Genomic DNA, 18,018 nt, shown 5'->3' with positions numbered 1-18,018 from the left:
TGGCTTATACCTTTTTGATCTAAATTATGTGATACAGATCTAAATACCGCACAAAATCAGTCATACCAATGATCATGAATTTCATTCATGTTGTAGTGAAATTAAGTCGCTTTCACTCATTCAACAGCTCTGGCATAAATTAGATAACGCGAACAAATTAACGTATTTACAACATAAAGATTGATGAATGGGAAACAAAAACTTCTAAAAAATCAAGAAGTCAATTTAGTTTCCATCTTGGGACTTAGGGTGCGACGAGACGATGAACAAAAATTTTACATTTACGATTAAAAGTAGTCTTTTTGACGAAAATTATAATCCTTCTGAAAATACACGTATCACAACGAACTTTGCTAACTTAGCCAGAGGGAAAAATCGCCAAGAAAATTTGCGTAACACGCTTGTCATGATGAACAACCGTTTTAATACTTTAGCCTATTGGGATAACCCGAAAAGTGACCGTTATTCAATCGAGCTTGAAATCATTTCTGTAGAAATGAGTGTTGAAAATAAAGCCAATACGTTCCCTGTGATTGAAATATTAAAAACAAACATTGTTGATAATAAAACGGGACAACGCACAGAGGGGATTGTCGGGAATAACTTTTCTTCTTATGTCCGAGACTATGATTTCAGCGTTTTATTGCTCGACCATAATAAAGACCAAGCAAGCTTTAGTCTTCCTGAAAAATTTGGCGATTTGCATGGGAATATCTTTAAATATTTTGTTAACTCGAACGAATACAAAGCACACTTTAATAAGGCGCCTGTCATTTGTTTAAGTGTCTCAAATAAAGATGTTTATCATCGTACGGGTAATCAGCACCCAGTATTAGGTATTGAATATCAGCAAAATGGCGCTTCATTAACGGATCAATATTTCAAAAAGATGGGATTACAGGTTCGTTACTTTATGCCACAAAATAGTGTTGCACCATTGGCCTTTTATTTTACAGGTGATTTGCTGAGCGATTACAGTAATCTTGAACTGATTAGCACAATCAGTACGATGGAAACATTCCAGAAGATTTATCGACCAGAAATTTATAATGCGAATTCTGTTGCTGGGCAATGTTACCAACCAAGCTTAACGAACCAAGATTATTCGTTAACCAAAATTGTTTATGACCGCGAAGAACGTAGCCGATTAGCTATTGAGCAGGGGAAATATACAGAAGAGCATTTTATTGAGCCCTATAAGCATATTCTAGAGCAATGGTCTGCTAGCTACGCACTCTAATTAATTATAAAAATTTAAGGTCAATTATTATGAAAACATTATTACCAACATCTACCGCTGGCAGTTTACCAAAGCCTTCTTGGCTAGCTCAACCTGAGACCCTTTGGTCTCCTTGGAAGCTGCAAAATGAAGAGTTAATTGAGGGAAAACAAGATGCGCTGCGTTTATCCCTAGAAGATCAGCTACGTGCTGGGATTGATATCGTGAGTGATGGCGAGCAAACCCGTCAGCATTTTGTTACTACATTTATTGAACACCTCAGTGGTGTTGATTTTGAAAAGCGTGAAGTGGTTAAAATCCGCGACCGTTATGATGCGAGTGTACCAACCGTCGTTGGAGCCGTTGAACGCCAACGATCTGTTTTTGTTGAAGATGCTAAATTTTTACGCAAGTTAACGAAGCAGCCAATTAAATGGGCATTACCTGGCCCAATGACCATGATTGATACGCTGTATGATAACCATTATAAAAGCCGTGAAAAATTGGCATGGGAATTTGCGAAGATTTTGAATCAAGAAGCAAAAGAGCTTGAAGCAGCCGGTGTTGATATCATTCAGTTTGATGAACCCGCGTTTAATGTGTTTTTTGATGAAGTGAACGATTGGGGTGTGGCGGCTCTGGAAAGGGCAATTGAGGGCCTGAAATGTGAAACGGCAGTGCATATCTGTTATGGATACGGCATTAAAGCCAATACAGACTGGAAGAAGACGCTGGGTTCTGAGTGGCGCCAATATGAAGAAGCGTTCCCGAAACTGCAAACGTCGAATATCGATATTATTTCACTGGAATGTCATAACTCCCATGTTCCAATGGATTTGATTGAGCTTATCCGTGGCAAAAAAGTCATGGTTGGGGCGATTGATGTGGCAAGCAATATCATCGAAACGCCAGAAGAGGTCGCTAATACGTTACGTAAAGCACTACAATTTGTGGATGCAGATAAGCTTTATCCATCGACAAACTGTGGTATGGCACCACTGTCACGCCAAGTTGCGACGGGTAAACTCAATGCCTTAAGTGCAGGGGCTGAAATTATCCGCCAAGAGCTGTTAAATAAGTAATATATCCAAATATTGGTAACCAAGAGAAACCCAGAACCAATTTCTGGGTTTTTTATTGCCTTGAATTTCTTATTTCGTTCTAATGTGAGTTATATTAGGTGAATTATCATTAAATTACTTTTTTGAAATAGGAATGTCGGCAATGGCTCTGATCCCTAAAAACTATGCGCGTTTAGAAAGCGGTTATCGTGAAAAAGCCCTGAAAATTTATCCGTGGGTTTGTGGACGTTGTACCCGCGAGTTTGTGTATTCAAACTTACGCGAATTAACAGTTCACCATATCGACCATGATCATACTAATAACCCCGAAGATGGCAGCAATTGGGAACTATTATGTTTATTTTGTCATGACCATGAGCATTCAAAATACACAGAAGCAGACATGTATGGTACCAATGTAGTGGCAGGGGAAGATGCACAAGATGACATCGAAGCAGCAACGTATAATCCGTTTGCTGATTTGAAATCGATGTTAAACAAGAAAAAATAATCACAACGTTAGCTTATCGAGAAAGAAACCGAAGATTTGTTATTTACCCGATTTTGTCCTATCTGCCTATAATTAAGCCTCTGATAAAGAGGCTTTTGTGTTTTTAAGCTAGCCACGTTTAATAGATTAAAATCGTTCATTATTTAAGTCCATCTCAAAATAGAATTTAACCATTAGCACGAAATGGTCAAGCAAGGGTTTGACTTTATTTCTTAATACAACCTATATTTGATTCATTCAAATGAATTAAATGTCAATGAGAGAGGAAATTTATGAATAATTTAACAATACCAAGCCCATTTTCGTTTGAGGAACGTGACAGAAGGTGGGAAATTGCGCGAAAAGTCATGAAAATGCATGATCTTGAAGTCCTTATGGTTTATGGGGACAGGGAATCAGCGGCACCTGCACCGTTTTGTATTGACCACTATTTTACCAACGACCGTTTAGGGTCTGTTGTGATTTTCCATCAAGATAAAGCCCCGCTGGTGGTTACATTCGCCCCCATGATGGTGGCTGATCATATGCAGGCACAAATGCGAGGTGATAGGCAATGGATATCACCAGAGCAAATCGTTGTGGGGAAAACAGGGCGTAATATTGCGCAAATATTTGTTGATTTAGGTGTGTCGGCAAATGCGAATATTGGTGTGGTAGGGCTAGAGCCTTACCCACCATTTTATTTCGATGGTGCAATGCCTTACAACACATTGACAGGAATAAAATCGCGGTTACCACAATTAAATTTTGTCCCTGTTTACCGCTCGTTTTTTCAACTTGCGTCCGTAAAAAGCGCAGAAGAGCTGGAACACGTGAAATATGCAGCGATGATAGGCGAAGCAATGAGTGAAGCGATGCGGGCTACCGCTATTGTTGGTAATTCAGAGGCGGACATCGCGGCAGCAGTTACTGCGAAATGTTTGTCGATGGGGGGATTCACTGCCGAAATTTTGATGGGTTCAGGACCTGAATATATTGGCTGGGGGCCGCCAGCATGGCAATACCGCTCGCAAGCACCACGAAAGATACAGCAAGGTGATATTGTTTTAACAGAGATATTTGCTCTGTATGGTATGTATGAGACACAGCACCAAGCGGCGGTTGCAGTGGGTAAAATTCATCCCAATATCGAAAAAGCCGCTGTTGTCGCAAGGGAATGCTATGAAATTGGTGTTGAGTACCTTAAAGAGGGCGTCACATTCGGTGAAGTTGTGGATGAAATGGAGAAACCACTGTTAAAATCGAAGGGGTGGCATGTACATCCATTGATCCACAGTATCAATCCTTATGGTCCTATTGGTTTTGGTACAGCCCCAGGTATTGAGTCATTACCTATAGCCCCAAAATACCGTCAATTGGAACGTTTACCAAATCCAGGGCGTGAGTTAGTTTTACAACAAGGAATGACGTTTGCCTTTGAACCTAACTGCGCATTTGGCTATCATTTATGTAATCTCGGCGGCACAGTGGTTGTTGGTAAAGATCGGGGTATTGAACTAAACAATAATTCCACCTATCTTATGCGCGCAGACATATAATTTTAGGAATAACAGCAAGATATGAATGACACAAATAAAAACATGCTTTCATCAGAATTAACCAAAGAAAAGTTAATTAATGAAGGAATTAAACAATTTGCGATTCATGGTATCAATGGCGTTCGGACGCGCCAACTGGCTGAAAGTGCAGGTGTTAACCAGTCTGCAATCCCATATCATTTGGGGGGGAAGCTAGGTGTTTATTGTGCTGTTATTCAAAAAATTGCGACAGACTTATCTATGGAAAGTAATGTTCAGGTGTTTGATGTGCAGTTTAAATTAGCGATGCAACAAACACCTATTGAGCAAACACAGGCAAATCAACTCATCAGTTTACTAATAACAGGGTTAGGAAATGCCCTGTTATTGCCAAAACATGAATATTATTCCGTGCTTATTCTTCGCGAACAACTTGAGCCTACGGAAAATTATGATGTTATTTATCGGGATTTTATCGAACCTTTCCATACGCGTTTGTCAGGCCTAATCCAAGCGATTAATCGTATTGATAAACAAACCGCGATTATCCGAGCCCATGTATTGATAGGCCAAGTGTTAGGGTTTGTTGTTGCGAGAAAACCTTTTCTTAAGCAAATCAACGCTCAACAAATAGATGAATACCTATTGAATGATATATTGCAGCAAATTTGTTTAATGGCAACTCACGCTTTAGTCATAGATAAACAATAACTCAGTACACTAAGCCACTTTTAATATTAGTTGGTGGCTCAGTGAATATTCTATTTCAGTTATTAGTGAATGTCTTCGTGGCTGCGGTAAATTAACGACAGTTCAGGGTGATTCCAAAGGCTGGCTGGTGTTACAGTAGTACGTTCCCAAGGAATTTGGCCGATAAACCAGAGCTTCCAAAAATTTAATTTTGCATTCGGATTTTTTGTTAATAACTCTTCAAATGTTTCAATCTCGCCAATTTGTACTGATAAGGCAGATTGGTAGATATCAAAGACGAATTTAGAACAAAACTGCCTTGGTGAATCATAATTAAAGCCCGTATGGTAAAACTTATTTAAACGCGCAGGGACTTGTGCGACTAAGGCATTTTTTTGCTCTTGCGTTAATGTATGGCCAAAGCGGCGCACACTATAACGTTTATCTGATGAACGAGCGATGAAGCGCGAAAGTGTCGTGGTTGTCGATAAGGGCACACGGCTTTCGGCGATTAAATAATCTTCACCATCGTGCCCAATGATCATACCAACATGGTTGCTCCAACATAAAGAGGCTGAAGCAATTTGGCGAAATAACTCGGTACCAATACTGGTAAAAACAATATCACCCACTTCATATTCATAGGGGTAGTTTGTTTGCATCATTAAAATACCTCAACATAAATGAAAGAATGTCATTAAGGTATAGTTATAAAGCTTAACAAAAATCTGACTATCAGATAAAAGCGCAAAATCTTTTTTGTTTAGCTTGGGTATATCTTATTGATCTGCTCACTCAGTAATTTTACATTCTGCACAATATCGGTTTCAGTATGAGCGGCATAACCAAATAAAATGGCATTTTTCTTAGTACTGTTAATGCAATATCGAGATAAAGGTTGAGCGCCAAAACCCAATAAGCGGCATTGCTCAAGTATGAGGTTAATATCATACCCATCCTTTATCCAACAGACTGTGTGTATTCCTGAATCTGTCATTTGCACCTCAAATAAATGAGGAAGGTACAGATTAACGGCGTTGAAAAAAGCGTTCTGCCGGTCATGGCATATTTTTCTGATTTTACGTACATGGCGAGCATAATGGCCTTCTTGAATAAACTGCGCTAAAGAGGCTTGCTCTAAATATCCACAATGGCTATCACTGTAGTATTTCATCATGGTAAATGCTTCGCTCAGAATTTCTGGCACAATTAAGAAACCTAAGCGAAACCCAGGGTACATCATTTTTGAAAATGTGCCCGCGTAAATGACGCGTTGGTGATTATCTAAGCCCTGTAATGCTTGAATTGGCTTAGATAAAAAACGAAATTCGCTGTTATAGTCATCTTCAAAAATCCATGCATTATTTTGTTGTGCCCAGTCAAGTAATGCTAAGCGGCGCGAAAGGCTTAAGGTCGTGCCAAGTGGAAATTGGTGAGAAGGCGCGGTATAGACTAATTTGGCATCTCCATGGTGTTTCGCACCATAGGCGATATCCATGCCTTCATGGTCAGAAGGGATTGGGGAAATTTCGGCACCTGCTGCGGTTAAAATAGCGCGAGCGCTGTCATAACCTGGGTCATCAAGCCAAACTTTATCACCTTGTTGTAACAGCACCTTCGCCGCTAAGTTAATTGCCTGTTGGGTGCCATTAACAATAATAATTTGTTTTTCTTTGCAGTGAACGCCGCGGGTGGAATGTACATAATCTACCAGTAACTTTTTAAGCGGTATAAATCCATCAGGGTGATTGAAATAAGGGATAGTTTGTTTCGATTTACGCCAAACACGCCCTAATAACCGTCCCCAAAGTTCATGGGGAAACTGATCCACACAACCAATACCAATATTAAACATTTGGCGCGATTGTGTATTTGGTCGTGATTGATTCCACAAGTTCGTCAATGTTGCAATCTTAGGGTTAAGATTAAGTGCATTGTATTCAGGCTGCTTAGTGGGCTGTAATGGGCTTACTGTGCGAACTAATTCATCAGGGATATTTGCGGATACGTAAGTGCCAGAGCCTTTTTTTGAATACAGATAGCCCTCATCAATTAACCTATCAAAGCCAGCAATAACTGAGTTACGTGAAATAGACATCATTTCAGCCAATGCTCGTGAAGAGGGTAGTTTAACACCAGATGCAATACGCCCATCTAAGATTGCATTACGAATGGTGTGATAAACATTTTCTTTTATAAACCCGTCATCGAGTAGGAGCAGTGGAAACTGAGCCTGTTGTTTGCGTCGCATAAGTGGATCCTAAATAAATAACAAAAGTGTATCTTATACAGCACCAGATAGAACTGTACTATAACCTCATTATGTAATATATCTACAAATGGAAGGGTTATTATGAATAAAGCTACATTGCCAGTTACGATTGAATTTGTTACACCAGAACATTACCCAGAATGGCTAGTTTATTGGCTGGAATACCAAAAGTTTTATCAAGTTGAATTAAGTGAAGATGTGACTTTAAAAGCGTGGGAGCGTTTTTTTGATGACAATGAGCCTATGTATTGCGCCGTCGCACTTGAAGATGGCAAAGTAGTTGGCTTTGTGAATTATTTATTCCACCGTTCAACATGGGCAAAAAATGATTTTTGCTATTTAGAAGATTTGTATGTCACACCAGAAATGAGGGGGCGTCACGTAGGGAAGCAACTCATTGAGTTTGTACAAGCGCAAGCACAAGATAAACAGTGTGGCCGCTTATATTGGCATACACAAGAAACCAATTTGCGTGGACAAAAATTGTATAACTGGGTGGCAGAAAAGCCGGGGGTGATTGAATATAGAATGCCTTTGTAATCAATGCAGTAGCATATCCTACATTTCAGTGAATGACTGGCTGGCCCGTTGTTTGGCAACAACGGGTTTTTATTGAAATAGGATTAAATGCAATAAATGCTTTTAACTTGCCAATTGGGTGCGAACTTCCATTAATGCAAAACCTAAAAGGTTTAATCCTTTCCAAGTGAGTGGGTTTTCGATGTTTTCAGCCTCTTCAGCGAGACCAATGCCCCATATTTTATCGACTGGGCTGGCTTCAACTAATACACGTTCATTAGTAGAAAGTAAAAAGGCTTTCAGTGTCTCATTTTGGCTAAACTTTGCCATATTCGCGGCAACAACAATCTCGAAACGGTTATCATCCCAAATATCTTGTTTAAACCCTCTTACTTCTCGACCAAAGGCTTTCGCCGCTCCTGGGTTAGGGGCGTGAATAATTTTGTCTAATATTTCGAAATCACCAAATAAACGCGCTTTTTCTGCCATCATAAAATGTTCTGCACTTGCAAATCGGTGCCCATCGACAATAAATGGTGCAGGGTACCACTGACTAAAGCAGCTTTTAGTGACTTGATGTTGTTTGGTTTGATGCCCCCAGAAAAAAATATATTTGAATTTTTTTCCTGAGCGATATTGTTTACAAAGACTTTTAATATCCATCGATTAAGCTTAATTAAATAATAATATTCTTAGCATACGGATAAATAAGAAATGGGGCTATCAGAAAAGCCTGCTTATGGTGAATAAAATCTCTTGAGTCGAAAGCTAGTTTCGGGGGTATTTTGTTAAGCCAATCATAAAACTAAAAATATATCGACATTGAGAGCGTTTTTTACCTATCTGCTACAAAAAATTAACGTTAGACTTCGTGGTGTTGAATTCTAATGTATTGATAAAATAGATTAAATTATCATGGATAAAATTTTATTGGCGCTATGGCCATTATTTGCTCTGATTGCGATAGGTTTTGTTTTACGGCGAACAGCATTATTTTCTACGGATTTTTGGCCCGGTGCGGAAAAGTTAAACTATTTTATTTTATTTCCTGCTTTATTAATTAATAGCTTAGCGAGTGCGCCCTTAGATAACCCCAAGTTACCTTACTTGGGTAGTGCAATTCTTTGCATCTTAGCGGTCAGTTCATTGTTAGTGCTGCTCAGTAAATATATATTTAAAATAGCCATCCCGCGGTTTGGCGCGCATATTCAAGGGGTCACACGCTTTAATACTTACTTAGGCTTAGCAATTGTGGCAGATTTGTTTGGCAAGGAAGGGATTGCCGTTGCGGCGGTAATAATGGCGATTTTAGTGCCGAGCTGTAATATCATTGCGGTACTCGCACTATCTTCAGGGAAAAAAGTATCAGTAAAACAACTATTACTACCAATTGTTAAAAACCCATTGATTATTTCATGTGTTATCGGAATTTTATTAAACATATCACCCGTTGGTCTGCCTTTTGGTTCTGAGCAATTATTAAAATTATTAGCCGCAGCAAGTTTACCGCTAGGGTTGATTTGTATTGGTGGTGCACTGCAAACAGCGACATTACGTAAAGAATTTAAGCCCATTATGGTGTCTACAATTTTGCGTTTACTTGCTATGCCGATATTAGCTGTGCTCACCGCTAAGTTATTTTCGTTACCTGATTTAGAAACGGTTTTATTAGTCATATTTTTTGCAATACCCACTGCGCCGACCGCCTATATTTTGACTCGCCAGTTGAATAGTGATAGCCAATTAATGGCAGGTATTATCAGATTACAAACCATTATTGCTGTGTTCACATTACCTTTGGTGCTGTCATTCGTAATGCATTAATAGTGATATGTTTTGCAACTGTCACATTGATACTCTATGTTATCGGGAGATTACTTCATCTGATGAGGAGTTGTGCGTGTCTTTGGAAAAAAAAAAGAAAAATGAAAACTTATCTATTGAGGACGTGTTGGATAAACTGTCGTCTTTATATTCAAACGCTATTCAATCATTAAGAGATGCAATTGCCGTTTATGTCACAGAAGGGCGTATACCGAATTCAGCCGAAAGAGAAAATGGGTTATTTGCCTACCCTGAACTTTGTGTCACATGGGAAGGCAAAATTGACCACTGTGAAAAAACACGCGCTTATGCACGGTTTGTGAAGAAAGGAAATTATTCCATTACAGTGACTCAACCCGAGTTATTTCGCAGTTATTTAACGGAACAACTTTCTATTTTACAACAAGACTATGACGTATCTTTTGCAGTTCGCCCGTCTAAAACTGAAATACCGTATCCGTTTGTGATTGATGGCTCAGATTTAGTGCTTGATAGAAGTATGAGTAGTAGCCTTGCCGCGCATTTTCCGATAACGGATTTAGCCCATATTAGTGATGACATTACGGATGGATTATATACAGTTTCCGATGAAATGCCGTTATCGCATTTCGATGCTTTACGCGTAGACTTTTCACTTGCACGCCTTAAACATTATACTGGCACGCCCCCTGAGCATGTACAACCGTATATTTTATTTACCAATTATAACCGCTATGTGGATGAGTTTGTCAGTTGGGCTTGTGAACAAATTCGTGACCCTGATAGCCGTTATATTGCGTTATCTTGTGTTGGTTATAATTATCTCACGGATGAAAATGCAGACCCGCAAATTGCCATTTCAGATATGACATGGAAAAAATTCCAAATGCCTGCATATCACTTGATTGCACGAGATGGCTCAGGAATAACATTAGTAAATATTGGCGTTGGTCCATCCAATGCAAAAAATATTTGTGATCATCTAGCGGTATTAAGGCCACATGCATGGTTAATGATTGGCCATTGTGGGGGATTAAGGGAAAGCCAAAATATTGGTGATTATGTTCTTGCCCATGCATATTTACGCGATGATCATATTTTGGATGATGTATTACCGCCAGATATTCCTATTCCAAGCATCGCAGAGGTTCAGCGGGCACTCTATGATGCTACTAAGCAAGTCAGTAATATGCCAGGGGAATTGGTTAAACAACGTTTACGTACGGGAACGGTCGTAACAACGGATGATAGAAACTGGGAGCTGCGTTTCTTTGCTACTGCAAGGCGCTTTAGTCTAAGCCGTGCCGTTGCTGTTGATATGGAAAGTGCGACCATCGCTGCGCAGGGTTATCGCTTTCGAGTGCCTTATGGCACACTTCTGTGTGTGTCAGATAAGCCGTTGCATGGGGAAATTAAATTACCAGGACAAGCGAATAGTTTTTATGAGGGCGCAATCTCAGAACATTTACAAATAGGTATTCGTGCTATTGATTTATTGCATCAAGAAGGGGATAAACTACATTCTCGGAAATTAAGAACCTTTGATGAACCCCCATTTAGATAGCAAGGAGAGGCAATCTATGGCTTTAATACCAGAAATAGAAACAGAAAGACTGATTTTATCGAAACATGAAGTGAGTGATTTTTCTGCGCTGACAAAACTGTGGGCGACAGAATCCATGGTACGCTATATTGGTGGTGTGCCATCAACAGAACGTGAGTCATGGATGAGAATGCTGGCCTATGGCGGGCTTTGGCCTTTGTTAGGTTTTGGCTATTGGGCAGTAAGGGAAAAAGCGACAGGGCAGTATGTTGGCGACCTTGGATTTGCAGATTTTCATCGAATGGTTGAGCCCCAAGTGAAAGGAATCCCCGAGGCAGGTTGGGTTATCGCACCAGAATTTCAAGGTAAAGGCTATGCAACTGAGGCAATGCAAGCAGCGCTAAGTTGGTTAAAAGCGCAAAATACGCATCAACAAACTATCTGTTTTATTGAACCGAGAAATTTGCCGTCATTACGTGTTGCGAAAAAGCTCGGTTATGTTGTTGATCGTGAAATATTTATGAATGGCAATATTACTGTTCTATTACGGCAGAAATTGATGCCAGTGGCACTATAATATTAACGGGTTATCGTTCTATGCATGATGAACTGGATATTTCGCAAGTGAGTCAATTGTCAGGTTTAGCCGCCTCAACACTTCGTTTCTACGAAGAAAAGGGGTTAATTAAACCGATTGGTAGAAAAGGTTTAAAGCGTATTTATCATGGTAAAGATGTGATAACCCGTTTGTCATTGATAAGCTTAGGGCAGCAGGCCAAGTTTACACTCGATGAAATTGCGAAAATGCTTAATCACCAAGATGGCCCAAATATTGAGCGCGCCAGTCTGATGGCTAAAGCAGATGAAATTGAGCACACAATTCAAAATTTATTGGCATTAAAAGAGGGGATTGTTCATATTGCCAATTGCCCAGAAGAGAACCATTTTTTGTGTCCGAATTTCCAAAAAATCATGAATAACAGTCTAAAATTAAACCGTATCAGGAATAAATAACCTGTTAATTATCCCATATTTGATATCAATAAATCCCATTTTCAACTATAGAGTGGGATAGCGTTGGTCGTTACACTCTTAAAATTGAATGAATAATTTTAAGGTTTATATGTCTACGCACTTTCTAGCTTTTGAAAAACCCATCGTTGAACTTAATGACAAAATTGAAGCTCTGATTGCTTTCAAGCAACAAGGGCACCCCAGTGAAATCAAGCTCGAAGAAGAAATTAAACTGTTAGAAAAAAAATCACATTCATTAACAAAAACAATTTTTTCCTCTCTCGGTGCGTGGGAAATTGTACAGTTAGCCAGGCACCCATTAAGACCATATCCCCTTGATTATATTTCTTTAATTTTCACTGAGTTTCAGGAGCTAGCAGGAGATCGTGCATTTGCTGACGACAAAGCGCTGGTGGGGGGCTTAGCACGTCTTGCAGGGCGCCCAGTTATGGTTTTAGGGCAACAAAAAGGGCGAACAACCAAAGAAAAGGTGATGCGTAATTTTGGCATGCCATCACCCGAGGGGTACCGCAAAGCATTACGCTTAATGCAAATGGCGGAACGTTTTAAGTTACCTGTCATTACACTGATTGACTCAGCAGGTGCTTACCCAGGTGTGGGCGCTGAAGAACGCGGACAGGCCGAGGCTATCGCGAAGAATATATTAGAAATGTCTCGTCTCAAAACCCCGATTATTTGTGTTGTTACGGGGGAAGGCTGCTCTGGTGGTGCGTTAGGGATTGGTGTTGGTGACCGAATTAACATGCTTGAGTACAGTACCTATGCAGCCATTTCACCCGAAGGTTGTTCGTCAATTCTGTGGAAAGATGCACAAAAATCGCAAATTGCTTCTGAAGTGATGGGGATGACTGCGCCTCGATTAAAAGAATTGGGCATTATCGATATGATTATTCCTGAGCCATTAGGCGGAGCACATCGAAATTATCAGTTAGCGGCGGAACATTTAAAACAACAATTGATAACAGACTTAGCCGCGCTAACTCAACTGGACACGGACACTTTGTTATCAGAGCGTTACCAAAAAATCATGGCATTTGGTTACTGCTAGTGTTATTAGTTTAGGTCAATCATGTTGAATGAAAAGGAAGTGCGCACAGTGGTTGACCTAAACTTATTAAAGGTTTTTATTGCGGTTGCAACGCAAGGTAACTTTATTAATGCGGCGAAGCAGCTTTCGATGCCATCATCCAATGTGAGCCGACAAATTAAGCAATTAGAAGAACAGCTAAATTGCCGTTTAATTGAAAGAACAACAAGGCAGATGCGACTAACAGAAGCAGGTAATATTTTGTTTGAGCAAAGCCAAAAACGAGTCAATGAACTAGACGATATTGTCCAACAAATTAGCCATCCACAAGGGGTAACAGGCACGTTACGCCTTACCATTCCTAGTGAGGCGGGTAGTGTATTATTAGCCAATTTATTAGCAAAATTTGCATTGATGCACCCACAGCTTAATATCCACTGTGACACACAATTAATGCCCCGCGATGTCATTAGCGACGAAATTGATTTATTGCTGACTTTTCACCGTGGAGATCTTGAAGATAGCAGCTACCACTCAAGATTAGTGAAGTCATGGCAAAGTGTGGTGGTTGCATCCCCTGAACTTATCAATAAGTTCGGTAAGCCGAAAACCATTGCTGATTTAGCGAAGCTACCTTGCATCTCAAGTCTCAGCGCCTTACAAGGCCAGCCTTGGATTTTTATTGATGCTCAAGGCAAGCAGCGTACTGTGATGATAAATAGTCCATATCGGGTAAATAGTGGGGTACTCGCCCATGCAGCTGCGGTGAATGGCGTTGGTTTTGCTATTTTATCATTAGAGGCTTGCCATGCACAGATTAAATCAGGCCAGTTAACGATTATTCAATTGGATGAGGCAAACCCTGCCCCCATAGAGCTAAGAGCGGTTTATGCAAGCCGAAGCGCATTATCCCCAAAAATCGATTTATTTTTAAATTACTTGCTGGAAAATATTTAATCTGGGCGCTAAGGACAAAAGAGTAAATAGTGCAAGGCTATCTGGTATTTGCTGTTTATATTTTAGGCAAATACCAGAGCGAAGTAAGATATGTGTTATTTATCGCCACGTAAACGAGTAGTTAAACCTTTAAGGAAATAACGCAGGAGTTGATCCCCGCATTCGCGGTAGTTTTTATGCCCTGGCTTACGGAAAACGGCATTGAGCTCGGGTTTTGATACACGGAAATCGGCCAATTGGAAAACTTCAATCATATCAGTGTCTTTTAATTCGAAAGCAACACGTAATTTTTTAAGGATAATATTGTTATTGAGGCGGCTTTCGATTTCCGGAGCAGGGCGGTCTTCATCTTTACCACGACGATGGTAAATTAAGCCATTTAAAAAGTGTGCGGTTACGTTATCGTTACATTCCACATATTCAGGCTCGCTATCTTTTTTGAGCCAGCACACCATCTCTTCTTTCGTCACATCTAAATCTGCAAGTTTTACGATTTTGACCATTTGAGCATCGCTCAAGTCCAACATGTAGCGAACACTGCGTAAAACATAATTATTAAGCATGGTTGTGTATTATCCATTATTTATAAAATTAATTGGCGCAATTAAAAAGCCAATAGATCACTGACTTCCATAAAGAAAGGGAGTAATTGAATAGGGTCGTATTGCGACGAAGTAGGCTATTATGCGGGATTAGTGGGATAAAGCAAAGTGTTGCTACCTTACTTTGTCCCTATTAATTGGTATCACCCCATGAAATAAATCAATGAATAGAAAAATACAAGGGTTAGACCTACAGTTAATAGCATGTTTTTAAGCAGCGATGCGACGACAACACAGAATAAAGCCCCCCACAAATACGGGTTATCGGGGAAATCTCTAATCTCATGATTTTCTAATAAAATAACAGGTGCGCAAATTGCTGTTAATAAGCAAGGGGCAGAGTAACCTAATGCTTGGCGAACAATCAAAGGTAGTCTAATTGGCAGTTGTGGGATAAGAAATACATAACGTAGTGTAAAAACGACTGCGGTTAGCGTGATAATCAAAAGCCAGATCATTTTTCCTCCTTCAATACGCGTGAAACGATGACTGAGACAAACATTCCACCGACACCTGCAATGACAATCGCGCTACTGATGGAGTACATGGATAAGGTTATGGCTACGACGAGAGAAAAAATGACACCACACAGTGTGCTGATTTTTTTTGTCAAAGGTACAACAATCGCGAGAAGTGTCGCCACTACGGAGAAATCAAGGTGTAAGCGACTTAGGTCACCAACAATATTCGCCATCGCAATGCCACAAAGGCTGGTGATTAACCAAACAAGATAAAAGCTAAACCCTGCGCCAAACAGGTAGGGGAAACTCAAACTTTGGCGTTTTGCTGCGCTGATAGCGAATAGTTCATCGGTGAGAAGAAAACCAATACTGAGCCTCTGAGGGGTTGTAAAATCTTTCACTTGAGGGCGCAGCGTTAGCCCATACAGCAAATGCTGAGACGTAATAAAGAAAACTGAAATCACAATGGTGATAAAGCCAGTACCTGAATTAAGTAGCCCAAGAGTGACTAGCTGGGCTGCGCCTGCAAAAACCATTGCTGACATTGCTACACTTTGCCAAAAATCTAACCCTGTTTCTACAGCCATTGAGCCCGCAAGTACTCCCCAAGGGATCACGGCAAGGTTAAGAGGTGCTGAATGGGCCGCGCCATCCATCATGGCTTTTTGCCAGCTGCGATTTTGCTTTGAATCCATGATAACTATTACCTGTTGAAATAATGCCTATGTAACGTGTCATTCATATTAAGGATATGAATTGGCCGCAGATAGAATAAAATTGCTCTTTTTAAGTAATTAGATGACGCACAAAATTACCTGGTGTGACGCCTAATGATTGTTTAAAGTGGCGTGTAAAATGGCTTTGATCAGAAAAGCCACATAAATTTGACACATCAGCAGGGGAGTCTCCCGCTAATAACAGTTTTTTGGCTTTATGCAGACGCGCTTGAACCAAAAAAACGTGGGGTGTTGTGCCTGTTTGCAGCTTAAATTGCCTTAGAAAGTGCCATTGACTGAAGCCCGCTATTTGGGCTAATTCAGCTAAAGAATGTTCTTGCTCACAGGTGTTTATCATCAATTCGCAAATTTGTTCTATACGTTGTTTTGCAGGGGTAATTTTAGTTAACTCGGTTTTAGTCTGGTTATAGCGTAGCGTTAACCAACTTAACGTAGAAAGCAGTAAGGTTTCTTTAAACAGTAGGTTTCCAGGTTGCAATAACAAGCTGAAAAGTAACCGTAACTGAGTAGCCAGCCCCGTATCTTGTACGACCGCACAAGGGAACCAAGGCACTAGCCCTTGATTTTCAATTTTTAAATCGGTGGTGAGCAGAGAAAACATGTCAGGGGTAGGGTAGATTGCCTGATATGACCAACCATTTTCCATTGCAGACGAACCCGTGTGTATTTCATCGGCATTGACCAAAATGATATCGCCTTTTGGTGCGTAATGGTTTTCACCTGTACGAAAGAATTGCTGAGCACCATCTTCAATAACGCCAATACAGAAACCTTCATGGCTATGGCGAGAAAATTTTTGTTGGTGATATCGAGCATTGATCATTTCAAGGCCATTGAGCTCTTGCAAATGAAAGTAGTTAGCGCTTTCCATGAGATCCCTAAAAACTGATTAAATATAAAGTACTTTTATTTTAATTATCTAAAGTTTGTTAATTAATTGTGAGTTTAATATATTCATTACAATCGCTAAAAAATATCTAAGCTAAACTATTATTGTTGTTTGTTACCCTATTTGGGGCACTAATAAGCTCTTATGTTATAACGCGAAATGAGAATCAAATCACTATCAACATTTTTAAGTAAAAACCTCCATTTTATGCTTTTCTTTGTGTTTTTATCGGAATATAACTCTGTTGGGAATGGTGTTTTTAGCTTGCTTCTAACTTAATGGCTTCGATTGGATTATAACTCTAGATCAAAAGTCAGAAACAATTTAAATTCACCAATTATACTTAAAGTATTGGAATGTAAATCTATATATCGATGTATTATATAGTGATATCTTTTATAAAAAAATAAAACCTGTATCATAATCACTATCAGGAATTAATGTGAATTTTTTGTTATAACTTTTATTGAGTTAGCGGGTTTCCTATGCTTGAAAATCTCGGTATTACAAACTTATGGACTTATCTTATTGGTGTGATTTTTATTACACTGGTACCAGGCCCTAATTCTTTATTTGTTTTAACTAGCAGTGCAAAATATGGTGTAAAAAATGGTTATAAAGCCGCATTAGGGGTGTTTACAGGGGATGCAATACTGATTTTCCTGTCCTTTCTTGGTGTAGCTTCATTAGTCAAAACATCACCAATCTTTTTTAGTGTGATTAAATACGCAGGCGCGGCTTATTTATTTTATTTAGGAATAAAAACGCTGTATAGCGTGTTGCACAAAAAAGAAGGTGCGCATGATGTTGATAGTATTATTTTAGAGACGAAAGGGACTTATAAAAAAGCGGTTTTTTTGAGTCTTCTAAACCCTAAAATGATCATTTTCTATGTGTCATTTTTTATACAGTTTATAGACCCTGCATATCCAAACGCAGGCGTGCCGTTCTTTATTCTTGGTGTGATTTTAGAAACGTGCAGCATGATTTATTTATCATTGTTGATTTTCGGCGCAGTGGCCGTGACAAACATGGTAAAACACAACAAGAAACTGTCAAAATTCTCCAATAGCTGCATTGGCGCGGTATTCTTAATGTTTGGGGCTAAACTAGCGTTAACCGCCTAAAAGATAAAGAGCTAAAATAAAAAATAGCCAGTGAATTGCTGGTTATTT

20 protein-coding genes are annotated in these 18,018 nt (G+C 39.6%); 13 read left to right on the top strand and 7 right to left on the bottom strand.

The annotated features are described in order from the left end of the window. The first annotated feature begins 262 nt into the window (after positions 1-262). From ABWP91_RS01865 to ABWP91_RS01845, 5 genes are all read left to right on the top strand, one after another. Positions 263-1,240 carry a DUF1852 domain-containing protein gene (locus tag ABWP91_RS01865; protein ID WP_353241758.1) on the top strand — a complete coding sequence of 326 codons (978 nt, stop codon included), beginning with the start codon at positions 263-265 and terminating at the stop codon, positions 1,238-1,240. A 29-nt stretch (positions 1,241-1,269) separates the two neighbouring features. Next, entirely contained in the window at positions 1,270-2,301 is a 1,032-nt protein-coding gene (locus ABWP91_RS01860; RefSeq protein WP_353241757.1) for a methionine synthase, read from the top strand. A 142-nt stretch (positions 2,302-2,443) separates the two neighbouring features. Next, entirely contained in the window at positions 2,444-2,791 is a 348-nt protein-coding gene (gene yajD / locus ABWP91_RS01855; RefSeq protein WP_219248137.1) for an HNH nuclease YajD, read from the top strand. 272 nt (positions 2,792-3,063) lie between these two features. Further along, the gene (locus ABWP91_RS01850) at positions 3,064-4,329 is read left to right on the top strand and encodes a M24 family metallopeptidase (protein ID WP_353241756.1); all 1,266 of its coding nucleotides are present in this window, start codon (positions 3,064-3,066) and stop codon (positions 4,327-4,329) included. Between the two features lie 21 nt (positions 4,330-4,350). Continuing rightward, positions 4,351-5,019: a CerR family C-terminal domain-containing protein gene (locus tag ABWP91_RS01845; protein WP_353241755.1), complete on the top strand. Its 669-nt coding sequence runs from the start codon at positions 4,351-4,353 to the stop codon at positions 5,017-5,019. Positions 5,020-5,081: 62 nt separating this feature from the next. On the opposite strand, the gene ABWP91_RS01840 is transcribed toward ABWP91_RS01845, so the two are convergent. After that, positions 5,082-5,660 (bottom strand): YebB family permuted papain-like enzyme, encoded by a 579-nt coding sequence (locus ABWP91_RS01840; RefSeq protein ID WP_353241885.1) that lies wholly within the window; start codon positions 5,658-5,660, stop codon positions 5,082-5,084. Positions 5,661-5,761: 101 nt separating this feature from the next. After that, complete coding sequence (pdxR, locus tag ABWP91_RS01835) at positions 5,762-7,249, bottom strand: MocR-like pyridoxine biosynthesis transcription factor PdxR (protein WP_353241754.1); 1,488 nt, start codon at positions 7,247-7,249, stop codon at positions 5,762-5,764. Between the two features lie 102 nt (positions 7,250-7,351). Between pdxR and ABWP91_RS01830 the strand changes: the two genes are divergently transcribed. Beyond that, the gene (locus ABWP91_RS01830; RefSeq protein WP_353241753.1) at positions 7,352-7,810 is read left to right on the top strand and encodes a GNAT family N-acetyltransferase; all 459 of its coding nucleotides are present in this window, start codon (positions 7,352-7,354) and stop codon (positions 7,808-7,810) included. A gap of 102 nt (positions 7,811-7,912) precedes the next feature. Here the strand turns inward: ABWP91_RS01830 and ybiA are convergent, their stop codons facing one another. Then, positions 7,913-8,452 (bottom strand): riboflavin biosynthesis intermediates N-glycosidase, encoded by a 540-nt coding sequence (ybiA, locus tag ABWP91_RS01825; RefSeq protein WP_353241752.1) that lies wholly within the window; start codon positions 8,450-8,452, stop codon positions 7,913-7,915. A gap of 252 nt (positions 8,453-8,704) precedes the next feature. Here ybiA and ABWP91_RS01820 point away from each other — a divergent pair, with 252 nt between their 5' ends. From ABWP91_RS01820 to ABWP91_RS01795, 6 genes are all read left to right on the top strand, one after another. After that, on the top strand, positions 8,705-9,613 hold the full coding sequence (locus ABWP91_RS01820) for an AEC family transporter (protein ID WP_353241751.1): 909 nt from the start codon (positions 8,705-8,707) through the stop codon (positions 9,611-9,613). A gap of 82 nt (positions 9,614-9,695) precedes the next feature. Beyond that, positions 9,696-11,156 carry an AMP nucleosidase gene (locus ABWP91_RS01815; RefSeq protein ID WP_502935780.1) on the top strand — a complete coding sequence of 487 codons (1,461 nt, stop codon included), beginning with the start codon at positions 9,696-9,698 and terminating at the stop codon, positions 11,154-11,156. Between the two features lie 16 nt (positions 11,157-11,172). Continuing rightward, positions 11,173-11,712 carry a GNAT family N-acetyltransferase gene (locus ABWP91_RS01810; RefSeq protein WP_353241749.1) on the top strand — a complete coding sequence of 180 codons (540 nt, stop codon included), beginning with the start codon at positions 11,173-11,175 and terminating at the stop codon, positions 11,710-11,712. A 20-nt stretch (positions 11,713-11,732) separates the two neighbouring features. Further along, complete coding sequence (locus ABWP91_RS01805) at positions 11,733-12,149, top strand: helix-turn-helix domain-containing protein (protein WP_353241748.1); 417 nt, start codon at positions 11,733-11,735, stop codon at positions 12,147-12,149. A gap of 109 nt (positions 12,150-12,258) precedes the next feature. Further along, positions 12,259-13,218 (top strand): acetyl-CoA carboxylase carboxyl transferase subunit alpha, encoded by a 960-nt coding sequence (accA, locus tag ABWP91_RS01800; RefSeq protein ID WP_353241747.1) that lies wholly within the window; start codon positions 12,259-12,261, stop codon positions 13,216-13,218. Between the two features lie 21 nt (positions 13,219-13,239). Beyond that, positions 13,240-14,154 (top strand): LysR family transcriptional regulator, encoded by a 915-nt coding sequence (locus ABWP91_RS01795; protein WP_353241746.1) that lies wholly within the window; start codon positions 13,240-13,242, stop codon positions 14,152-14,154. A 95-nt stretch (positions 14,155-14,249) separates the two neighbouring features. On the opposite strand, the gene ABWP91_RS01790 is transcribed toward ABWP91_RS01795, so the two are convergent. The 4 genes from ABWP91_RS01790 to ABWP91_RS01775 all read right to left on the bottom strand — a co-directional run bounded on the left by ABWP91_RS01790 (position 14,250) and on the right by ABWP91_RS01775 (position 16,825). Continuing rightward, a complete protein-coding gene (locus ABWP91_RS01790) occupies positions 14,250-14,717 on the bottom strand; it encodes a YehS family protein (protein ID WP_353241745.1) in 468 nt (155 codons plus the stop codon). A gap of 182 nt (positions 14,718-14,899) precedes the next feature. Then, on the bottom strand, positions 14,900-15,214 hold the full coding sequence (locus ABWP91_RS01785; protein WP_353241744.1) for an AzlD domain-containing protein: 315 nt from the start codon (positions 15,212-15,214) through the stop codon (positions 14,900-14,902). Further along, positions 15,211-15,912 (bottom strand): AzlC family ABC transporter permease, encoded by a 702-nt coding sequence (locus ABWP91_RS01780; protein WP_353241743.1) that lies wholly within the window; start codon positions 15,910-15,912, stop codon positions 15,211-15,213. The genes ABWP91_RS01785 and ABWP91_RS01780 overlap by 4 nt, the downstream gene beginning before the upstream one ends. Before the next feature lie 91 nt (positions 15,913-16,003). Further along, the gene (locus ABWP91_RS01775) at positions 16,004-16,825 is read right to left on the bottom strand and encodes an AraC family transcriptional regulator (protein WP_353241742.1); all 822 of its coding nucleotides are present in this window, start codon (positions 16,823-16,825) and stop codon (positions 16,004-16,006) included. Between the two features lie 503 nt (positions 16,826-17,328). On the opposite strand from ABWP91_RS01775, the gene leuE reads away from it, so the two are divergent. Further along, entirely contained in the window at positions 17,329-17,970 is a 642-nt protein-coding gene (gene leuE / locus ABWP91_RS01770; protein WP_353241741.1) for a leucine efflux protein LeuE, read from the top strand. Positions 17,971-18,018: the final 48 nt, after the last annotated feature.

The organism is Providencia sp. (assembly GCF_040396775.1).
Taxonomy (GTDB): Bacteria; Pseudomonadota; Gammaproteobacteria; order Enterobacterales; family Enterobacteriaceae; genus Providencia.
The sequence above is the reverse complement of the archived record's forward strand: the minus strand, read 5'-3'. Positions and strand labels throughout refer to the sequence as shown.